At 71.7% G+C, this 19647-nt stretch carries 10 protein-coding genes; 4 read left to right on the top strand and 6 right to left on the bottom strand.

Translation table 11 applies throughout. The annotated features are described in order from the left end of the window. Window positions 1-70: 70 nt before the first annotated feature. From recQ to CQ393_RS06775, 3 genes are all read right to left on the bottom strand, one after another. Window positions 71-1876, bottom strand: a complete 1806-nt coding sequence (gene recQ, locus CQ393_RS06785) for a DNA helicase RecQ (protein WP_153190800.1) — start codon at window positions 1874-1876, stop codon at window positions 71-73. Between the two features lie 345 nt (window positions 1877-2221). Next, complete coding sequence (locus tag CQ393_RS06780; RefSeq protein WP_153190799.1) at window positions 2222-4222, bottom strand: diguanylate cyclase; 2001 nt, start codon at window positions 4220-4222, stop codon at window positions 2222-2224. A gap of 746 nt (window positions 4223-4968) precedes the next feature. After that, the gene (locus CQ393_RS06775) at window positions 4969-5517 is read right to left on the bottom strand and encodes a Dps family protein (RefSeq protein ID WP_153190798.1); all 549 of its coding nucleotides are present in this window, start codon (window positions 5515-5517) and stop codon (window positions 4969-4971) included. 87 nt (window positions 5518-5604) lie between these two features. Here CQ393_RS06775 and hrpA point away from each other — a divergent pair, with 87 nt between their 5' ends. Then, window positions 5605-9753, top strand: coding sequence for an ATP-dependent RNA helicase HrpA (gene hrpA / locus CQ393_RS06770; RefSeq protein WP_153190797.1), 4149 nt, complete (start codon window positions 5605-5607; stop codon window positions 9751-9753). A gap of 67 nt (window positions 9754-9820) precedes the next feature. On the opposite strand, the gene CQ393_RS06765 is transcribed toward hrpA, so the two are convergent. Then, window positions 9821-10330 (bottom strand): DUF4124 domain-containing protein, encoded by a 510-nt coding sequence (locus CQ393_RS06765; protein ID WP_153190796.1) that lies wholly within the window; start codon window positions 10328-10330, stop codon window positions 9821-9823. A 118-nt stretch (window positions 10331-10448) separates the two neighbouring features. Beyond that, window positions 10449-10961, bottom strand: a complete 513-nt coding sequence (locus CQ393_RS06760; RefSeq protein WP_153190795.1) for a hypothetical protein — start codon at window positions 10959-10961, stop codon at window positions 10449-10451. 63 nt (window positions 10962-11024) lie between these two features. Between CQ393_RS06760 and CQ393_RS06755 the strand changes: the two genes are divergently transcribed. Both CQ393_RS06755 and CQ393_RS06750 read left to right on the top strand, forming a co-directional pair. Next, on the top strand, window positions 11025-13187 hold the full coding sequence (locus CQ393_RS06755; protein ID WP_343199749.1) for a bifunctional (p)ppGpp synthetase/guanosine-3',5'-bis(diphosphate) 3'-pyrophosphohydrolase: 2163 nt from the start codon (window positions 11025-11027) through the stop codon (window positions 13185-13187). A gap of 47 nt (window positions 13188-13234) precedes the next feature. After that, window positions 13235-14782 (top strand): hypothetical protein, encoded by a 1548-nt coding sequence (locus CQ393_RS06750; protein ID WP_228114331.1) that lies wholly within the window; start codon window positions 13235-13237, stop codon window positions 14780-14782. 251 nt (window positions 14783-15033) lie between these two features. Here CQ393_RS06750 and CQ393_RS06745 read toward each other — a convergent pair whose 3' ends face one another. Continuing rightward, window positions 15034-17139, bottom strand: coding sequence for a glycosyltransferase (locus CQ393_RS06745; RefSeq protein WP_153190794.1), 2106 nt, complete (start codon window positions 17137-17139; stop codon window positions 15034-15036). A gap of 96 nt (window positions 17140-17235) precedes the next feature. Here CQ393_RS06745 and mrcB point away from each other — a divergent pair, with 96 nt between their 5' ends. Continuing rightward, window positions 17236-19641 carry a penicillin-binding protein 1B gene (gene mrcB, locus CQ393_RS06740; RefSeq protein WP_343199745.1) on the top strand — a complete coding sequence of 802 codons (2406 nt, stop codon included), beginning with the start codon at window positions 17236-17238 and terminating at the stop codon, window positions 19639-19641. The last annotated feature ends 6 nt before the right edge of the window (window positions 19642-19647 follow it).

Here is a 19647-nt window from a genome sequence, read left to right as displayed (position 1 = left end):
TGCTGGTTGGGTCGCACCTCCAGTCTTCCGGGACCACCCCGGATGAACACAACCTGCTGAGAGATCGCAGTTAGCCCTGCTCGCGCACGATCTCCACCAGCCGCTGCCCGTAGCGGGCGAGCTTGCTGCCGCCGATGCCGCCGACCCGGCCCAGTGCGTCGAGGTTGGTCGGGCGCTGCTCGGCGATGTTGCGCAGGGTGCTGTCGTGGAAGATGACGAAGGCCGGCACGTTCTGCTCGCGCGCCAGTTCGGCGCGCAGGCCGCGCAGCGCGTTGAACAGCGCCAGGTCTTCCGGCTGCACCGCCACGCCGGTGCGCGGGGTGCCGCTGCGGTCGCGCTCGCCGCGCGTGGCCGGCGGTTCGCGCCGCATCATCACCTGGCGGCGGCCCTTGAGCACGTCGCGGCTGGCGTCGGTCAGGCGCAGGCCGCCATGCGCCTCCGGGTCCACTTCCAGCAGGCTGGCGGCGACCAGTTGCCGGAACACGCCGCGCCAGTTGCGCGCGTCCAGATCCTTGCCGATGCCGAAAGTGCTGAGCTTGTCGTGGCCGAGCTGGCGCACGCGCTCGCCGTCGCTGCCGCGCAGGATGTCGATCAGGTGGCCGACGCCGAAGCGCTGGCCGCTGCGGTAGACGCAGCTCAGTGCCTTCTGCGCGGCAACGGTGGCGTCCCATGCCGCCGGCGGGGTCAGGCAGTTGTCGCAATTGCCGCAGGGCTGCGGGTAGGTTTCGCCGAAGCCGGCCAGCAGCACCTGGCGGCGGCACTGCATGGATTCGCAGTAGCCGAGCAGGTGGTCGAGCTTGGCGCGCTCCAGGTGCTTGCGCTCGGCGCTGGCCTCGCCCTGTTCGATCATCTGCTTGAGCAGCACCACGTCGCCCAGCCCGTAGCACAGCCATGCCTCGGCAGGTTCGCCATCGCGGCCGGCGCGGCCGGTCTCCTGGTAATAGCCTTCCATCGACTTGGGCAGGTCGGTGTGCGCGACGAAACGCACGTCGGGTTTGTCGATGCCCATGCCGAAGGCGATGGTGGCGCACATGACGATGCCGTCCTCGCGCAGGAAGCGGCGCTGGTTGGCCGCGCGCACCTCGGCCGGCAGGCCGGCGTGGTAGGGCAGGGCGTCCAGTCCCTCGGCGCGCAGCACGTCGGCGGTTTCCTCGACCTTGCGCCGCGACATGCAGTAGACGATGCCGGCCTCGCCGCGGTGGCCGCGCAGGAAATCCAGCAGCTGGCGTCTGGCGTTGTCCTTCTGCACCACGGTGTAGCGGATGTTGGGGCGGTCGAAGGAACTGATGAAGTGCTCGGCCTGCGCCAGGTCCAGGCGCTCGGCGATCTCGCGCTGGGTGGGCGGGTCGGCGGTGGCGGTCAGGGCGATGCGCGGGATCTGCGGCCAGCGCTCGTGCAGCACCGTCAGCTGGCGGTATTCGGGACGGAAATCGTGGCCCCACTGCGACACGCAGTGCGCCTCGTCGATCGCGAACAGGGCGATGCGGCTGCGCTCGAGCAGCGACAGGAAACGCCCGGTCAGCAGCCGCTCGGGCGCGACGTAGAGCAGGTCCAGGGTGCCGGCCAGCAGCTCGCGCTCGACCCGGCCGGCGCTCTCGGCATCGAGCGTGGAATTGAGGAACTCGGCGCGCACGCCGAGCTGGCGCAGCGCCTCCACCTGGTCCTGCATCAGCGCGATCAGCGGCGAAACCACGATGCCGCACCCCTCGCGCAGCAGCGCCGGCACCTGGTAGCACAGCGATTTGCCGCCGCCGGTGGGCATCAGGACCAGGGCATCGTTGCCGGCGGTGACGTGTTCGACGATGGCCTGCTGGTTGCCGCGGAAGGCGTCGTAGCCGAAGACGCGCTTCAGCAGTTCGTGGGCGGGGGAAGACATGCCGCCTAGGATAACTGCCCGGTCAAGCCTCGCTGTCCGCCTGCTTCCCGCGAACGGGTCGGAAAAGCCTCGGTCGGGGGCGGTTGCGCCCTTGTTTTCCGGGTCGTCCGGATGGCCGGAACGAAAGTGCCACGGTCTTCTAGACGGGGCCGGAAACGACGGTCATCCCGATCTGACCGGCCTGCTGCGCGGCGGCCAGGTCGCGCGCCAGCGCTACCGGGTCCAGGCCCTCCTGCAGCGCGGTGATGCACAGCGTGCGGTTGTGGCCCGACGCCTTGGCCCGGTACAGCGCCAGGTCGGCTAGCTGGATCAGCGCATCGGTGAAAGTGCCCCGGTCCCGGTCTTCTAGACGGGGCCGGAAACGACGGTCATCCCGATCTGACCGGCCTGCTGCGCGGCGGCCAGGTCGCGCGCCAGCGCCACCGGGTCCAGGCCCTCCTGCAGCGCGGTGATGCACAGCGCGCGGTTGCGGCCCGACGCCTTGGCCCGGTACAGCGCCAGGTCGGCCAGCTGGATCAGCGCATCGGTATCGGTGCTGCCGGCGAACGGCGCGCCGATCGCGCCGATCGACGCGGTGAGCGTGATGTCCGCGCCCGGCAGGGCGATGGGCAGCGTGCCGATGGTGCGCAGCAGGCGATCGGCCAGCGCCGGCAGGGCGGTGGCCTGGAGGCCGGGCAGCAGGAGCAGGAATTCCTCGCCACCCCAGCGCACCACCGCGTCCTGTTCGCGGAGCAGGGCGCGCAGGCGGTGCGCGACCTCCACCAGCACCTTGTCGCCGGCCGGATGGCCGTGGTTGTCGTTGACCTGTTTGAAGAAGTCGATGTCCAGCAGCATCAGCCCCAGCAAGGGCGGATTCCCGGACGGGGCGTCTTCGACGCTGCGGCCGTAGCCGGCCAGCAGGGCTTGGCCGTGGCGGCGGTTGTGGACGCGGGTCAGCGGGTCGTGGATCGACTGCTCGGCCAGGTTGGCCACGTCGCGGGACAGCCGCCGGTTCGCGCGCCGGCTGCGGTGCAGCCACTGCACCAGCACTACCGCCAGCAGCACCAGGGCCAGCGAGAACGCGGCCCACATCTGCCGCCGCACCGCCTGCGTGGCCAGTTCGGCTTCCTTGAGGCGGTTGGCCGCGGCCAGCCGTTCGATTTCCCGCTGGCGGCTTTCGGAGGCGTATTTCTCCTGCAGGTCCAGCACCGCCTTCTCGCGCGCCTGGCGGGTGATCTCCTGCTGCAGGCCTTCGACGCGGCGCAGGGTGAGGAAGGCGTTGCGGTAATCGCCGGCGTGCTCGTGGATGTTGACCAGTTCCTGCAGCATGCCGATGTGGTCGGTCCTGGCGCCGATCCGGTCGGTCAGGGCGATGGCCTGGCGGGCATCGGCGACGCCGGCCTCGGCCTGCCCCAGCCCGGCCTGCGCCGCGCCGCGGTTGATCAGGGCATAGGCCAGGGTCAGCGGGTCGTCGATGCGCCGCGCCAACTCCACCGCCTGCTCCGAATACGCCAGCGCCCTGGCGTAATCGCGCTGGCTGAGCCAGTAGTCGGCCAGGTTGGAGACGGCGGTGCTCTGGATGATGGCCAGGCCCTCGTCGTCGCGGGTCAGGGCGAGCACGTCCTCGAGCAGTTTCAGCTGCAGGTCGCGGCGGCCGTCGCGCAGATGGGCGAACCCCATGTTGAGCTTGGATTCGGCCATGACCTGGGTGAAGCCCATCCGTTCGGCGCGGGCGTAGGTGCCCTGGCTGATCTCGATGGTGCGCGGGTAGTCGCCGAGGTAGACGTTGAGCACCGCCAGCAGGTTCTGCGCCATGAGCTGGTCCGCCGTGTGCTGCCCGGCCAGTTCGATGGCGAGCAGGGCCTCGCGGATGCCCATGTCCAGTCGGCTCTGCAGCTGGTACTGGCGCGCGCGCAGGTAGTGCAACTGCTGCTGTTGCGCCGGGCTGATGCGGCCGGGCAGGGTGTCGATCCGGTCCAGCGTGGCCTGCGCGCGGTCGGCAACGCGCTGGGTCAGCGCCCAGCGCGCCTGGATCAGATGCTGGTCGATGGCGCAGGCGCGGCACTGCTCGTCGCGGGCCATCTTCTCCAGCGCGGCACTGGCCTGCTGCGCCAGCGCGGCCATGGCCGGGCGGCGTTCCTGGGCGGCATAACGGCCCACGGCGGCCTGGTAGGCATGGCGCTGCGCCAGCGGCGCGTCGTCCGCGGGCCGGTCCTCGACGGCCTGTAGCCGGGTGACCGCCGCCAGTGGCGAGGAGTAGCCGCGCGCCAGCAGGCCGTCGATGGCTGCGCCCAGGCGTTCCCCGTGCGCGAGCGACGGGCAACAGAGCAATGCGGCCAGGAGAAGGACGGACGGACGCCGGATCATCCCGGCAGTATCGGCCAGAACCGGCAAAGAGTTGAACGAGACAATCTCCGGTTCCGGAGACAGGAAACCCCGCCACCGACCGGCACCGCGCCATGAACGCGTACTACATGCGCCCGGAAAAGAGCCACGTTGGTGAAGGATGCGCCGAAGGCGCCGCAGCCGGCCCGCAGATGGAGCAAGCCCCGAAGGCTCCGCCTGCGAAACTCTGGAAAACCAGAAGGCGAACGCCCGAAGGCCAACCTCGCGAGCCGCGCCAGCCCACACGCCGCAACGATCCACCTGGAGAAGAGCCCCCTTGAGTCAAGGGGGCGCGCCGAAGGCGGGGGGATCTGGCAGGCAGATGAAGCAGGGACCAAGGTTCCGCCGAGCGGAACCCTGGAAAACCAGGAGGCGAACGCCCGAAGGCCAACCTCGCGAGCCGCGCCAGCCCACACGCCGCAACGATCCACCCGGAGAAGAGCCCCCTTGAGTCAAGGGGGCGCCGAAGGCGGGGGGATATGGCAGGCAGATGAGGCAGGGTCCAGGGTTCCGCCAAGTGGAATCTCAAAACCAGAAGGCGAACGCCCGCAGGCGAACCTCGCGAGCCGCGCCAGTCCACACGTCGCAACGATCCACCTGGAGAAGAGCCCCCTTGAGTCAAGGGGGCGCGCCGAAGGCGGGGGGATCTGGCAGGCAGATGAGGCAGGGTCCAGGGTTCCGCCAAGCGGAACCCTGGAAAACCCGCAGGGGCGCAAGCCCCAAAGGGTTTACTGCAACAGCGAACGCAGCATCCAGGCGTACTTCTCGTGGGTCTGCAGGCGCTGTGTCAGCAGGTCCTCGCTGGGTGCGTCGCCGGCCTTTTCCGCCTGTTCCAGCACCTTGCGCGCGGTGCGGCACACCGCCTCGTTGCCCTGCACCAGCTGGCGCACCATCTCGCGCCAGTCGGCGCTGTCGGTCAGGCCCGGCTCCTCGGCGATGGAGGTCAGCGTCACGAACTCGCGGTAGGAGCCCGGCGCGTTGAAGCCCAGCGCGCGGATGCGCTCGGCGATCTCGTCCAGCGCCGTCCACTGTTCGGTGTACTGCGCCTCGAACATGGTGTGCAGCGAATTGAACATCGACCCGGTGACGTTCCAGTGGAAGTTGTGGGTCTTCAGGTACAGGGTGTAGGCGTCGGCGAGGAAGTGCGACAGGCCGTCGGCCACCTTCTTGCGATCGGCATCCTTGATCCCGATATCGATACCCGGTGCCGACGGCGCGGCGGCCGCCAGCTTCTTCCTGCCGGTCTCGGGTTTGCTGCTGTTCTTGGCCTTGGCCATGCTGCGTTCTCCTTGGCGGGTTGAATGGCTTCACAATAGCGCCATCGGGACCATACCGGTATTTCAAGTTTTCTCGTTGAACGATTGATGAGCGCTATCGAAAAGGACACTGCCGCGCGCCTGCGCGAGGCCCGCGAGGCCATCGACGGAGCCATGAGCCGCGACCGCGGGCGGTTGCTCGGGCTGTGGTCGCGCTGGCAGGGCAGGCCGGCCGACGCCACCGCCGAAACGGCTTTCCGGCAACTGCTGGAACCCTCGCGCGACCGGCGCCGGCAACGCGCGGCGCAGCCGGTCGCCGTCAGCATGGACGAGGCGTTGCCGATCGCGCGTGAAGCCGAACGCATCACCGCGCTGATCCGCGACCACCAGGTGGTGGTGATCGCCGGCGAGACCGGTTCGGGCAAGACCACGCAGTTGCCCAAGCTGTGCCTGGCCGCCGGCCGCGGCCAGGCCGGCATGATCGGCTGCACCCAGCCGCGCCGCATCGCCGCCCGCGCGGTGGCCACGCGCGTGGCCGAGGAACTGGGGAGCGAATTGGGCTCGGTGGTCGGCTACCAGGTGCGCTTCACCGACAAGGTGGGCGAGGACAGCCGCATCAAGTTCATGACCGACGGCATCCTGCTGGCCGAGATCGCCTCGGACCGCTGGCTGTCGCGCTACGACACGCTGATCATCGACGAGGCGCACGAACGCAGCCTCAACATCGATTTCCTGCTCGGCTACCTCAAGCAGCTGCTGCGCAGGCGCCCGGACCTGAAGCTGGTGGTGACCTCGGCCACCATCGACACCGAGCGCTTCTCCCGCCATTTCGACGACGCACCGGTGGTCAGCGTCGAGGGCCGCACCTATCCGGTGGAGGTGCGTTACCGGCCGCTGGACGAGGCGAGGTCCGCGCCGGCCGCCGATGGCAGGGGCGGCGGCCGTGGACGCGGCGACGCCGCCGAGTCGGACCCGGTGTCGGTCAACGACGCCATCGTCGCCGCGGTCGACGAGATCACCCGCACCGACCCGCGCGGCGACGTGCTGGTGTTCCTGCCCGGCGAGCGCGAGATCCGCGATGCGCACCAGGCGCTGGAACGGCGCAAGTACCGCGAGACCGAGGTGCTGCCGCTGTACGCGCGCCTGTCGGCCAAGGACCAGGACCGGGTGTTCAACCCGGGGCCGAAGCGGCGCCTGGTGCTGACCACCAACGTCGCCGAGACCTCGCTGACGGTGCCGCGCATCCGTTACGTGGTCGATCCCGGCTACGCGCGCGTCAAGCGCTACAGCCCGCGGCAGAAACTCGACCGGCTGCATATCGAACCGGTGTCGCAGGCCAGCGCCAACCAGCGCAAGGGCCGCTGCGGGCGCATCGCCGAGGGCGTGTGCTACCGCCTGTACGCCGAGGCCGATTTCCAGTCGCGCCCGGAGTTCACCGACCCGGAAATCCGCCGCTCCTCGCTGGCCGGGGTGATCCTGCGCATGCTGCAGCTGGGCCTGGGGCGGATCGAGGATTTCCCGTTCCTGGAGCCGCCGGACGAGCGCGCGGTCGCCGACGGCTGGCAGCAGCTGGCCGAGCTGGGCGCGATCGACACGGAGCGAAAACTCACCGCCATCGGCCGGCAGATGGCGCGGCTGCCGGTGGACGTGAAGCTGGCGCGCATGCTGGTGGCCGCGCAGAAGGCCTGCTGCCTGCACGAGATGCTGGTGATCGCCTCTTTCCTCGGCATCCAGGACCCGCGCGAGCGGCCGCCGGAAGCGCGCGAGGCCGCCGACAACGCGCACGCCGCCTTCGCCGACCCGCGCTCGGAATTCCTCGGCATCCTGCGCCTGTGGGAGGGCTACCGGGTCGCGCACGAGGACCTGACGCAGTCGAAGCTGCGCGACTGGTGCGGCCGCCATTTCCTCGGCTTCCTGCGCATGCGCGAGTGGCGCGAGCTGCACCGGCAGCTGCGCCTGCTGTGCGAGGAACTGGGCTGGGACAGCGCCGGCGACGGCGCGTTCGGCAAGGCGCTGCTGGCCGCGCCGCCCGCGCTGCCGGCAGGCGGCGATGGCGAAGCCAGGCGCAAGGCCACGCGCGGCGAACTGCACAAGGCGGCGCGGCTGGCGCGCGAAGGCGCCAGGCCGGAAGCCGCGCAGGCTTCCTCCAGCAAAAACGCAGCGACCCGGCAGGGCCGGGGGAAACCCGACTCCGATGCCGCCTCCATTCCCGAGAAGGCCCGCGTCGCCGCCTACCAGGCGCTGCACCGCGCCATCCTCGCCGGCCTGCCGACGCAGATCGGCCACCGCACCGACAAGGGCGATTTCCAGGCGCCGCGCCAGCGCCGTTTCCATCTCTTCCCCGGTTCGGGGCTGTCGAAAAAGCCGCCGCCGTGGGTGCTCAGCGCGACCCTGCTCGACACCCAGCGCGTATGGGGCCTGACCAACGCTGCCATCGAGCCGGACTGGGCGATCGCCGAACTGCCGCACCTGCTGGCGCGCAAGCATTTCGACCCGCACTGGTCGCGCGCGCAGGGGCAGGTGCTGGCCGCCGAGCAGATCAGCCTGTTCGGGCTGGTGCTGGCGCCCCGCAAGCCGGTGCACTACGGCCGCATCAATCCCGGCGAGGCGCACGACATCTTCGTGCGGCAGGCGCTGGTCACCGGCGAGATAAACACCCGCGCCGGCTTCGTCGCCGACAACCTCAAGGTGCTGGAACAGGCGCGCGAGGAAGAGGCCAAGCTGCGCCGCGCCGGCATCGTCGCCGACGAGGACTGGCAGGCGCGCTGGTACCTGGACCGCATCCCGGCGGAGATCCATTCGGCCAGCGGGCTGGATGCGTGGTGGAAGGCGCTGCCGGCCGAGCAGCACCGCGCGCTGCGCTGGTCGCTGGCCGACCTGCTGCCGGGCGAAGGCAGCGAGCAGGAGCGTTATCCGAAGTACTTCGCGCTGGGCGACGCGCGGCTGGCGATGCACTACCGCTTCGAGCCCGGCGCGCAGGACGACGGCGTCACCCTCGACGTGCCGCTGCACCTGCTGGGCGCGCTGGACCCGGCGCGGCTGTCGTGGCTGGCGCCGGGCTTCGTCGCCGACAAGGCGGCGGCGCTGATCCGCAGCCTGCCCAAGGCGATGCGCCGCAACTACGTGCCGGCGCCGGACTTCGGCCGCGCCTTCGCCGAGGCCTGGCCGCAGCCGTCGGCCGACGACATCCGCGGCGAACTGGCGCGGTTCCTGTCCAAGGCCACGGGCGCGGCGGTGGCGGCCACCGATTTCGACGAGACGGCGCTGGAACCGCACCTGCGCATGAACCTGCGCCTGGCCGAGGGCGACGGCAGGCTGCTGGAGATGTCGCGCGATCTGGACGCGCTGCGCGCGCGCTACGGCGAGCGCGCCGGCCAGGCGTTCGCCGCGCGCGCCGGCAAGGCGCTGGCGGCCGAGGGCCTGCGCGAATTCCCGGCCACCGCCATCCCCGAACAGGTGCCGGGCGAAGCCGGCGTGCCGGCGTACCCGGCGCTGGTCGACACCGGCGAGGCGGCGGCGCTGCGCATCTTCGCCGACCGCAACGCCGCGCGGCTGGCGCACCCGGGCGGCGTGCGGCGGCTGCTGGAAATCGCCCTGGCCGACAAGGTCAAGCAGGCCCGCAAGCAGCTGCCGGTGTCGCCCAAGACCGGGCTGCTGTACGCGGCGATAGAGTCGCAGGAAAGGCTGCGCGGCGACCTCGTCGATGCCGCCATGAACGCGGTGCTGGCCGAAGGGCTGGGCGATATCCGTGCGCCCGATGCGTTCGAGCAGCGCCGTGCCGATGCCGGCAAGCGCCTGTTCGGCGAGGCGATGGAACGGCTGCGGCTGGCCGAGACCATCCTCGGCCTGGCCGGCGAGCTCAAACCGCTGCTGGAAGCACCGCTGATGGGCTGGGCGCGCGGCAACCTCGACGACATGGAGCGGCAGCTGGCCTCGCTGATCCACGCCGGTTTCCTGCGCGAAACGCCGGCCGATGCGCTGGCGCAGTTCCCGCGCTACCTCAAGGCGATGATCCTGCGCACCGAGCGCGCCAAGCGCGATCCGCCGCGCGACCAGGCGCGCATGCTGGAACTGACGCCCTTCGTCGATGCGCTGGAGGAAGCGCGGCTGCAGGGGCGCGCGACGCAGCCGGAGTGGTCGGCGCTGCGCTGGGACATCGAGGAACTGCGGGTGTCGCTGTTCGCGCAGGAACTGGGCTTCCGCTCCGGCGTCTCGCCGAAGAAGCTGGCGCAGCGGGTCGCCGCGCTGCGCGGCTAGGCTGCTGGCGGCCGGGCCTGCCGGCGTTGGCTTCGCCCGGCGATGCCCGCGTGCGCCGGCACCGTGTCTACGGCATCGCGCGGTGCTGGTCGACGCAGCGCCGGCGCGCGGCGTTGACCTGTTCGTGGGCGTGCGCGTGTTCGCGGCCGATGGCCTGGCGCAGGTTGGCCATGCGCGCCCGCAGCGCCTGGCTGCGCTGCGCGTCCGGCGCGTTGGCTAGCTGCTCGTTGAGCATCGCCATCTGCTGCTGGAAGGTCGCCACGCGGTCGTTGGACGGGCCATAGATCGAGGCGGTCGCGTTGGCGATGCACTCGCGTTCGGCGGTGCGGTCCAGCTCCGCGGCGGGCGCCGGCGCGGTATCGCTCTCGCGCAGCGGAGAGGTTTCCTGTATGGCCGGTTCCATCGGCGGTGGCGGCGTGGCCGGGCGCTCCTCGCGCAGCTTCATCGGTTGCGCGCCGGCATCGCAGGGGTGTTCGGAGTAGGCCGTTTCGCCGGACTTCCCCTTGCATTTGTAGACCTGCGCCGACGCGGCGGCCGGCAGCAGGAGCAGCAATATGAGCAACACGATGGCGGGCATGGTGGACGGTCGTCGGGAGCAGGCGCGGCGGCCCGGGGCGGCAGGCCGCCGCGGATCGCGCTGGCCTGCCGGTCTGCATCCGCCCGCGGCCGGTGTGGACCGGGGCGGACGGTTCCTGTTACTTGATGCGGCGGACCTTGGCGCGGGTGTTGAGCCCTTCGACCTGCAGGTACCACACGTTCAGCAGGCCGGGCGCGATCTTGACCCCCGGCGCCTGCTTGCGCACGCCGGCGACGCTGGCATCGTCGGTCTGTTCCCATACCTGCGCATTGTCCAGCGTGTACTGGCGGCCCTTGCCGAAGCCGCGGAACTCGCCTTCCAGGCGTGCCTCGATGGGGTCCTTGGAACCGAAGTCGAAGAAGCCGCGGTTCTTCACGATCACTTCCTGGCGGCCTTCCTCGCGCGCCTGTTCCACCGCGGTGGCGGTGGCCTGCTGCACCTTGCCCTGCAGCCAGGCGTTGAGCGCGGCCAGTTCGCCGGCCGAGAGCTTGTCCAGGCCGGCGGCCTTGAATTCCTCGGCCGACATCTGCTGCTGCAGGTCGCCGTCGACGACGCGCTGCGCCTGCGCGGCGAAGACCGGGGCAAGCGCCAGGGCGGCGGTGAGCAGGACGGAAAGGCGCGAGGGCTTCATGGGCGATTGTTCCCGTGGATGGTTGGGCGCTAGTGTAGGGGCATCCGCCCGCGATCGACCGCTGTGAACCGTTCCTCCCTCTCCGGCCTGGAAGCCCTGCTGCAACGCCCGTCCTGCGGCGCCCTTTCCGATCCGCTGCGGCAGGCGCTGCTGGCCGCGTGGCAGCAGCCGGAGACCGGGGCGCAGCCGCGCCTGCCGTGGCCGGTGCTGGCCGACACGCTGGACTCGCTGGCGTTGCTGTCGGCCGACGAGGCGGTGATCGTCGCCGCGCTGCTGTTCGATCTGCCGGGCCTGCGCGCGCGGCTGCCGGAGCTGCCGCTGGGCCATGCGGCCGCGGCCTTGCGCGGCCTGCTCGACGGGCAGGACGCCGCCGACCAGGTATGGGCGCTGCATGCCGGGCGCGAGGCCGGGCGCAACAGCGAAGGCCTGCGCCGGCTGCTGCTGTCCATCGTGCACGACCTGCGCGTGGTGCCGATTCTGCTGGCGCGGCAGCTGGCCTGCATGCGCGCGGCCGACAAGCTGCCAGACGAACAGCGCCGCGCGCTGGCGCAGCTGACCCGCGACATCCATGCGCCGCTGGCCAACCGCCTGGGCATCTGGCAGCTGAAGTGGGAGCTGGAGGACCTGGCGTTCCGCTTCCTCGAACCAGAGACCTACCGCCACATCGCGCGCGAGGTCGACGAGACGCGGCTGGCGCGCGAGCGCTACGTCGAGGCGGTCAAGCGCCGCCTGTCCGCGGCGCTGGGCGAGCACGGCATCCGCGCCGAGGTCAGCGGCCGGCCCAAGCACATCTACAGCATCTGGCGGAAGATGCAGAAGAAGAAGCTGGCCTTCGACCAGCTCTACGATCTGCGCGCGGTGCGGGTGATGGTGGACGACATCGGCGCCTGCTACGCCACGCTGGGCGTGGTGCATGCGCTGTGGACGCCGATCCCCAGCGAGTTCGACGACTACATCGCCCGGCCCAAGGCCAACGACTACCGCTCGCTGCACACCGCGGTGATCGGCCCTGAGGGGCGCACGATCGAGGTGCAGATCCGCACCCACGAGATGCACGCGCAGGCCGAACTGGGCGTGGCCGCGCACTGGAAGTACAAGGAAGGCGGCAAGGGCGCGGAGAAGGCCTTCGACCGCAAGATCACCTGGATGCGGCAGCTGCTGGAGCAGGCGCAGGACGCGGCCCATCCCGAGGACCTGGCCGGCGCGCTGGACGCCGAGCTGATCGAGGACCGGGTCTACGCGCTCAGTCCCAAGGGCGAGGTGATGGACCTGCCGGCCGGCGCCACGCCGCTGGATTTCGCCTACCACGTGCACACCATGGTCGGGCACCGCTGCCGCGGCGCCAAGGTCAACGGCCGCATCGTGCCGCTGACCTACCGCCTGCGCAGCGGCGACCGCGTGGAGATCATGACCGCGCGCGAAGCCGACCCGCGCCGCGACTGGCTGCTGCCGGCCAACGGCTTCCTCGCCAGCAGTCGCTCGCGCGAGAAGGTGCGCACCTGGTTCCACAAGCTCGACCGCGCGCGCAACGTGCAGGCCGGGCGCGAGCTGCTGGACCGCGAGCTCAAGCGCCTGGGGCTGCAGCAGGCCGACCTGGCGGTGGCGGCGAAGCGTTTCCACGCCGACGGCATCGACGACCTGTACATCCAGGTCGCGCTCGGCGACACCGGGCCCAGCCAGGTCAGCCGCGCACTGCTGGAGGCGGAGAAGGAGAAGAGCCAGCCGGCGCCGGCGACACCGCCGCTGCCGCGGCCGACCGCGCGCCGCGAGAGCATCGGCCGCTCCGATTTCACCGTGCAGGGCGTGGGCAACCTGCTGGTGCAGCTGGCGCGCTGCTGCCAGCCGGTGGCCGGCGAACCCATCGCCGGTTACCTCACCCGCAGCCGCGGCGTCACTGTGCACCGCGCCGACTGCCCGGCGCTGGCGCGGCTGTCGGCCGCGCACCCCGAGCGCGTGCTGCCGGTGGAGTGGGGGCGCACGGGGTCGGGCTACGAAGTGGACGTGATGGTCCGCGCGATGGACCGGCGCTGGCTGCTGAAGGACATCACCAACCTGATCGCGCAGGAAGACGCCTACGTGCTCGACATCAACAGCGACCCGCTGCGCGACAGCGGCCGCATGCAGCTGCGCCTGCGCCTGAAGGTGAGCGACTACGGCCAGCTGTCCACGCTGCTGGGCAAGCTCGACGCCCTGCCGGGCGTGGACGAGGCGCGCCGCATGGGCTGAGGGCGGCGGCGACGCGCGGCGTCATGGCGGACTGCTAGGCTGGCCGCATGCACAACGGGCACCCCCACCTCCCGCGATGGCTGGCGCTGGCCGTCGGCCGCCTGCGCCTCTACGGGCGCTGGTGGGTGGCGCGTGGCTGGGACAGCCCGCGCGCCTGGCGCTCGATCGCCATCGGGGTCGCGGCGCTGGCGGTGCTGCTGACCCTGTTCCGGCAGCCGCTGGCCAACCTGCTGTGGCCGGAAACCCGGATCCAGCAACTGCTCGACGACGGCCGGCACGCATTGCGCCAGGGCCATCTGTCCGCTGCCGACGGCAGCGGCGCGCGCGAACTGTTCGAAGCGGCCGCCGCGCTGGACCCGGACCGCGGCGACGTGCGCGATGCCCTGGCCGACACCGGGAAGAAAGCGCTGGAGCAGGCGCGGCAGCGGCTGGCGGCGGGCGACGCCAACGCCGCGCGCGAGGCGCTGGAACTGGCCGGGCAGCTGCAGGTGCCGCAGGCCGAGCTGGAGGCCATCGCCGCGCGCCTGCGCCACCAGGGGCAGGAGCACGATGCCGTCGGCGACCTGCTGCGCCGCGCCGAGGACGCGCAGGCGCAAGGGCGCCTGGACGACGGGCCGGACAGCGCGCTGCCGCTGTACCAGCGCGTGCTCGCGGTGCGGCCCGACCACCTGCGGGCGCTGCAGGGCAAGGACGATGCCCTGTCCGATTTGCTGGCCGAGGCGGTGGCGGCGGCGCAGCGGAACGAGACGGACACGGCCGCACGCCTGCTGCGGCAGGTGGAGGGCTACGACGCCGGGCATTCCGAACTGCCGGCCGCCCGCGCCGCGCTGAACGCCGCGCTGGACCGCCGCCGCGCCCAGGCCGCGCGCGATCTGGCGCGCGGTCGCCTGCACAAGGCCGCGGATGGATACCGCCAGGTGCTGGCGGCGGCCGACGATCCCGCCGCCAGGCAGGGGCTGCAGCAGGTGGCGCGCGCCTGGGCCGGCGAAGCGGCGCGGCTGGCCGGCGATTTCCATTTCGAACAGGCCGGACAGGCGCTGGAGCAGGCGCGCGCGCTGGCGCCGGACAGCCCCGAGGTGGCGGCCGCGGCGCAGGCGCTGCAGCGCGCGCAGGGCGCGCGCCAGGCGCTGGAAACCCGGTTGCCGGCCGCCGAGCGCGAACGGCGGGTGCGCGCGCTGCTGGCGCAGGTGGAGAGCGCCGCCGCGCAGGGGCAGTGGCTGCTGCCGCCGGGCGCCAGCGCCTACGACCGCTTCAAGGCCGCGCAGGCGCTGGCGCCGCGCGATGCGCGGGTGAAGCGGGCCGGCGCCCGCATCCTGCCCGCCGCGCGCGACTGCCTGGAGGTGAACCTGCAGGGCAACCGCCTGCAGGCGGCGCGCACCTGCCTGGACGCCTGGCAGGCGCTGGCGCCGGGCGATCCGCTGCTGCCGGCGGCGCGGCGCCGGCTGGCGCAGCGCTGGCTGGCGGTCGGCAGCGAGCGGTTGGGCGCGGGCGACATTGCCTTCGCCAGCCGCGCGCTGGAGCAGGCGCGCGAACTGGATGCGGCCACCCCGGAGCTGCCGGCCTTCGCCGAGCGGCTGGGCAATGCGAAGCGCTAGGCAGGGGCGTGAGGGCCCTGCGCGCAGGCAGGCACCGGGCGCGGACCTCTTACATGTACGTGCTCTGCGTAGGAGCGACTTCAGTCGCGATGGGGCTTTCCCGTTGTTCTGCCTGGAGACATGGGTAAAACCCCATCGCGACTGAAGTCGCTCCTACGCAGGACTGGGGAACGCATTGCCCCGGCAGGGCATCGGTTCTTCCTGGCTCCGGCACCCCGGGACGCGTCCCCGGCTGGACGAAGTCTCCTCGCTTACTCCTGCTCCAGGAACACCCGCGCCACGGTCGCGCGTGCGGCGTCCATGGAGAAGTGCCGGGCGATGTTGCGCAGGCCGTTGCCGGACAGCTGCCGCCACAGGGCTTCGTCGTCGTGCAGCCGCACCACCGCCTCGGCGAAGGCCTCGGCGCCGTCGGCGACCAGCACGTCCTGGCCGTCGCGCAGGTGCATGCCTTCGGCCGCGCAGGAGGTCGCCACCACCGGCTGGCCGTGGGCCATGCTCAGGTTGATCTTGCCCTTCACTCCCGCGCCGAAGCGCAGCGGCGCCACCGCGATGCGGCCGCCGGCCATCCACGGCACCACGTCGGGCACGTAGCCGTGCACCTGCACGCCCGGCTGGCCGGCGGCCAGCGCCTGCAGGCTGTCGGGCACGTCGGCGCCGATGCAGTGGAACCGGACCTGCGGCAGGCGCTGCCGGATCCGCGGGAACACCTCGCCGATGAACCACTGCATCGCATCCAGGTTCGGCGGATGGCGGAAGCCGCCGACGAACACCAGGTCGTGCCGCTGCGCCCAGTCCAGCCCCTGCCCGGCGACTTCGTGCAGGTTGGACAGCAGCTCCACCTTCACCTGCGGCGCGTCGGCGGCCAGCTGCTCCTTCTCGGCGGCGCTGACCAGCAGGGTGACGTCGGTGGCGGCCATCACCGCCAGCTCGCTGGCGCGGGTGCGTTCGGCACTGCGCGCCAGACGCGGATCGCCGGCCAGTTCGGCGCCGCGGCGTTCGCGCAGGTAGTGCAGGTCCACCGTATCGAACACGGTGCACGCCTGCGGCGCATGGCGCCGCAGCAGCGGCAGGCACACGCCGGCGACGTGGTGGCGCACCAGCATCACCACCTGGAAGCGGGGGCCGTGCGTGCGCAGCCAGCCGCCAACGCCCTTCATCCAGGGCCCATGCCACACCTCCACGCCCAGCGCCTGCAACGCCTCGGTGGCCGCGCCGCCGTGGCCGCCGCGGGTCGGCAGGAACACCACGTGCGCGCCGCCGGCCAGCAGCATGCGGATCAGGTTGAACTGGCGCAGCGAGGCCGAGTCGCGGTCCGGCCGCGGCACCGCCTCGTCGACGATCAGGATCTGCCGCTGGCCGCGGTGCAGCAGCGCGGGGCCGGGAACGCTGCCGGCCGGCAGCTGCCGCGCCAGCGCGTCGCGCCACTTGTCCGCGAACACCTGCTGGTTGCGCACCTGCCAGGCCTTGATGCCGCTGCCGGTATCGGTGCCGTTGCTGGTGCCCTCGTCGTGCACCACGCGGCTGGCCGGCTGCACCAGCACGCGGCGGCCGGCGGCGCGCACCTTGAACGCCAGGTCGGTGTCTTCGTAGTAGGCCGGCGCATAGCGCGTGTCCAGCCCACCGAGCTGCTCGAACAGCGCGCGCGGGATGGCCAGCGCCGCGCCTGAGCAGTAGTCGGCATCGCGCAGGCTGGCGTAGCGCGGGTCCTCGGCCGACTCGAAGCGGCCGTAGCTCCAGCAGCTGCCGTCGTCGAACACCACGCCGCCCGATTCCTGCAGGCGACCATCGGGGTACAGCAGCTGCGCGCCGACCAGGCCGGCCTCGGGAACATGCGCGAAGGTGTCGAGCAGGGCGTCCAGCCAGCCCGGCTGCGGCACGGTGTCGTTGTTCAGCAGCACCACGTACTGCCCGCGCGCCAGCCGCAGGCCGTCGTTGCAGGCGGCGATGAAGCCGCCGTTCTCCTCCCGGCGGTAATAGCGCAGGCCGTCGATCCGCGCCATCCAGGCGGCGGTGTCGTCGCTGCTGCCGTCGTCGATCACCAGGATCTCGCAGGGCGTCGCCGGCGGATGCGCGGCCAGCGCGCGCAGGCAGGCCAGCGTGTGCCGGGCATGGTTGTAGACCGGGATGACGATGCTGGCCACCGGCTGCGCGGCGGCGGGCACGGCGAACGGCGCGAACGGCCCACCGGCGGGCGCGAACAGCGGTTCGCGTCGCGGCGGCGGCTGCCGCCGCAGGTGCACGCCGACGCGCTGCAGGGTCGCGCGCCAGCCGCGGGTGCGCAGGCTGGCCAGGCCGCGGCGGATCAGGCCGACGATGCGATCCAGGTGGTAGCGCGCATCGGTCGGGGACATCGACATTCGGTTGCAACTCCAGCTTAAGCAGGTGCGGGCCGGCAGCCGTGCCGTGGCGCAAGGCTGCGTTAGACTCGCCTGAACCTACATTCTCGCATCCCCGTGCCGCGACGCTACGATTCCGACGAACTGGACGACGATACCGACGATCTCGGCGCGCCCTGGCGCAGCCGCTTGATCACCTGGGGCCTGGCGGCAGTGGCCCTGGGCCTGGGTTTCCTGATCCCCTACACGCTGTACCTGAACTCGCAGGTGACCCAGCGTTTCGGCGAGCTGCGCTGGCAGATTCCGACCCGCGTCTACGCGCGGCCGCTGGTGCTGGCGCCGGGGCTGGCGATGGACGCGGACACGCTCAAGACCGAGCTGGCGGCTTCCAGCTACCGCGACGACGGCACCGGCAGCCAGCCGGGCACCTACAAGCTGCAGGGCGGCCGCTTCACCATTTCCAGCCGCGGCTACATCGACGTGGACGGGCGGGTGGCGCCGCGCCAGGTGGAAGTGGCCGTGTCCGGCGGGCAGGTGGCCTCGCTGCGCGACGCTGCCGCGCGCAAGGCGCTCAAGGCCGCGCGGCTGGACCCGGCGCGCATCGCCACGCTGTACGGGCAGAAGCAGGAAGAGCGGCGGCTGGTGCGCATCGCCGAGGCGCCCGAGCTGCTCGTCACCGGCCTGCAGGCGGTGGAGGACCGGGATTTCAACAGCCACCACGGCATCGACCTGAGCGGCATCGCGCGCGCGGTGTGGGTGACGGTGCGTTCCGGCGGCAAGGTGCGGCAGGGCGCCAGCACCCTGACCCAGCAGCTGGCGCGCAGCGGCCTGCTGGGCATCGGCAAGGAACAGACCCTCACCCGCAAGTTCAACGAAGTGCTGTACGCGCTGATCATGGAGGCACGCTACGACAAGCCGGTGATCCTGGAGGCCTACCTCAACCAGGTCTACCTGGGCCAGCGCGGCAGCCAGGCCATCCATGGCGTGGCCTCGGGCGCCGAGTTCTGGTTCGGGCGCGACCTCAATTCGCTGACCACCGAGCAGGTGGCGCTGCTGATCGGGCTGGTGAAGGGGCCGTCGTACTACGACCCGCGCCGCAACCCCGAGCGCGCGCGCGATCGGCGCGATTTCGTGCTCGGCAAGCTGCACGAGAACGGGCTGATCGACCAGGCCGAGTACCAGCGCGCGCTGAAGGCGCCGCTGGGCGTGCCGAAGGTGCCTGGGCTGGTGGCGGCCAACCGGTTCCCGGCCTACATCGACCTGGTGCGCCGCCAGCTCGGCCACGATTATCCGGAGAGCACCCTGCAGGGCGCCGGCCTGAACGTCTTCACCGGCATGTCGCCCTCGGCCCAGGCCTATGCCGAAGGCGCGGTGGCGCATACCGTCAAGTCGCTGGAGAGCAAGCGCCGGCCGGAACTGCAGGCCGGCATGGTGCTGACCGACGTGCACAACGGCGATGTGCTGGCGGTGGTCGGCAGCCGCGACGTGGCCGAACCGGGCTTCAACCGCGCCATCGACGCGCAGCGCCCGGTCGGGTCGCTGCTCAAGCCGTTCGTCTACCTGCTGGCGCTGGCGCAGCCGGACCGCTGGTCGCTGGCGACCTGGGTCGAGGACACCCCGGTCACGGTGCAGCTCAGCCGCGGGCGCAACTGGACGCCGGGCAACGCCGACAACCGCAGCCACGGCACGGTGCGCCTGATCGACGCGCTGGCCCGTTCCTACAACCAGGCCACCGTGCGCGTGGGCATGCAGGTCGGGCCGGAACGGCTGACCCAGCTGATCCACGTGCTGGCCGGGCTCAAGGCCGAGGCCAACCCGGCGGTGATCCTGGGCTCGACCGACCAGAGCCCCTACGGCATGGCCCAGCTGTACCAGTTCCTCGCCTCCGGCGGCGAGATCCAGCCGCTGCACGCCGTGCGCGGCGTGGTCGACGCCCAGGGCAAGCTGCTCAAGCGCTACGACAAGACCCCGGCGCCGGCGCAGGAGGGCGATTCGATCGCCGCCAACCTGATCAGCGTGGCGCTGCAGCAGGTGGTGGCCAGCGGCACCGCGGCCGGTCTCAACGCCGACGGCCTGGGCCGGCTGCAGCCGGCCGGCAAGACCGGCACCACCAACGACGGCCGCGACAGCTGGTACGCCGGCTATACCGGCGACCACCTGGCGGTGGTGTGGATGGGCAACGACCAGAACGAGCAGGCCGGCCTGTACGGCGCCACCGCCGCGATGCGGGTGTGGGCGGGCATCTTCCGCAACCTGCCGAGCAAGCCGCTGCGGGTGAACAGCAAGGGCCTGGACTGGCAGTACGTGGCGGCCGAAGGCAACGGCAGCACCGACGAAGGCTGTCCCGGCGCGCGCCGCCTGCCGTTCGTGGCCGGCTTCGCCCCGGCCTACGTGCCCTGTGCGCCGCAGGCGGTGCCGGAAGAGCAGACGCAGGAAGGCGGCGGCTGGCGCAGCTGGTTCGGGCTGGACCGCAAGGAACCGGCGCCGGCGTCCAGCACGCCTTCAGACGCGCCTGCGCGATAATGCCGC

Origin of the sequence: Stenotrophomonas sp. MYb238, assembly GCF_009496535.1 — a bacterium.
Lineage (GTDB): Bacteria > Pseudomonadota > Gammaproteobacteria > Xanthomonadales > Xanthomonadaceae > Stenotrophomonas.
The sequence above is the reverse complement of the archived record's forward strand: the minus strand, read 5'-3'. Positions and strand labels throughout refer to the sequence as shown.

Bases quoted from the DNA above. Each gene is read 5' to 3' on its own strand.
- recQ (WP_153190800.1), bottom strand. From the start codon at position 1,876: ATGTCTTCCCCCGCCCACGAACTGCTGAAGCGCGTCTTCGGCTACGAC.
- CQ393_RS06780 (WP_153190799.1), bottom strand. From the start codon at position 4,222: ATGATCCGGCGTCCGTCCGTCCTTCTCCTGGCCGCATTGCTCTGTTGC.
- CQ393_RS06775 (WP_153190798.1), bottom strand. From the start codon at position 5,517: ATGGCCAAGGCCAAGAACAGCAGCAAACCCGAGACCGGCAGGAAGAAG.
- hrpA (WP_153190797.1), top strand. From the start codon at position 5,605: ATGAGCGCTATCGAAAAGGACACTGCCGCGCGCCTGCGCGAGGCCCGC.
- CQ393_RS06765 (WP_153190796.1), bottom strand. From the start codon at position 10,330: ATGCCCGCCATCGTGTTGCTCATATTGCTGCTCCTGCTGCCGGCCGCC.
- CQ393_RS06760 (WP_153190795.1), bottom strand. From the start codon at position 10,961: ATGAAGCCCTCGCGCCTTTCCGTCCTGCTCACCGCCGCCCTGGCGCTT.
- CQ393_RS06750 (WP_228114331.1), top strand. From the start codon at position 13,235: ATGCACAACGGGCACCCCCACCTCCCGCGATGGCTGGCGCTGGCCGTC.
- CQ393_RS06745 (WP_153190794.1), bottom strand. From the start codon at position 17,139: ATGTCGATGTCCCCGACCGATGCGCGCTACCACCTGGATCGCATCGTC.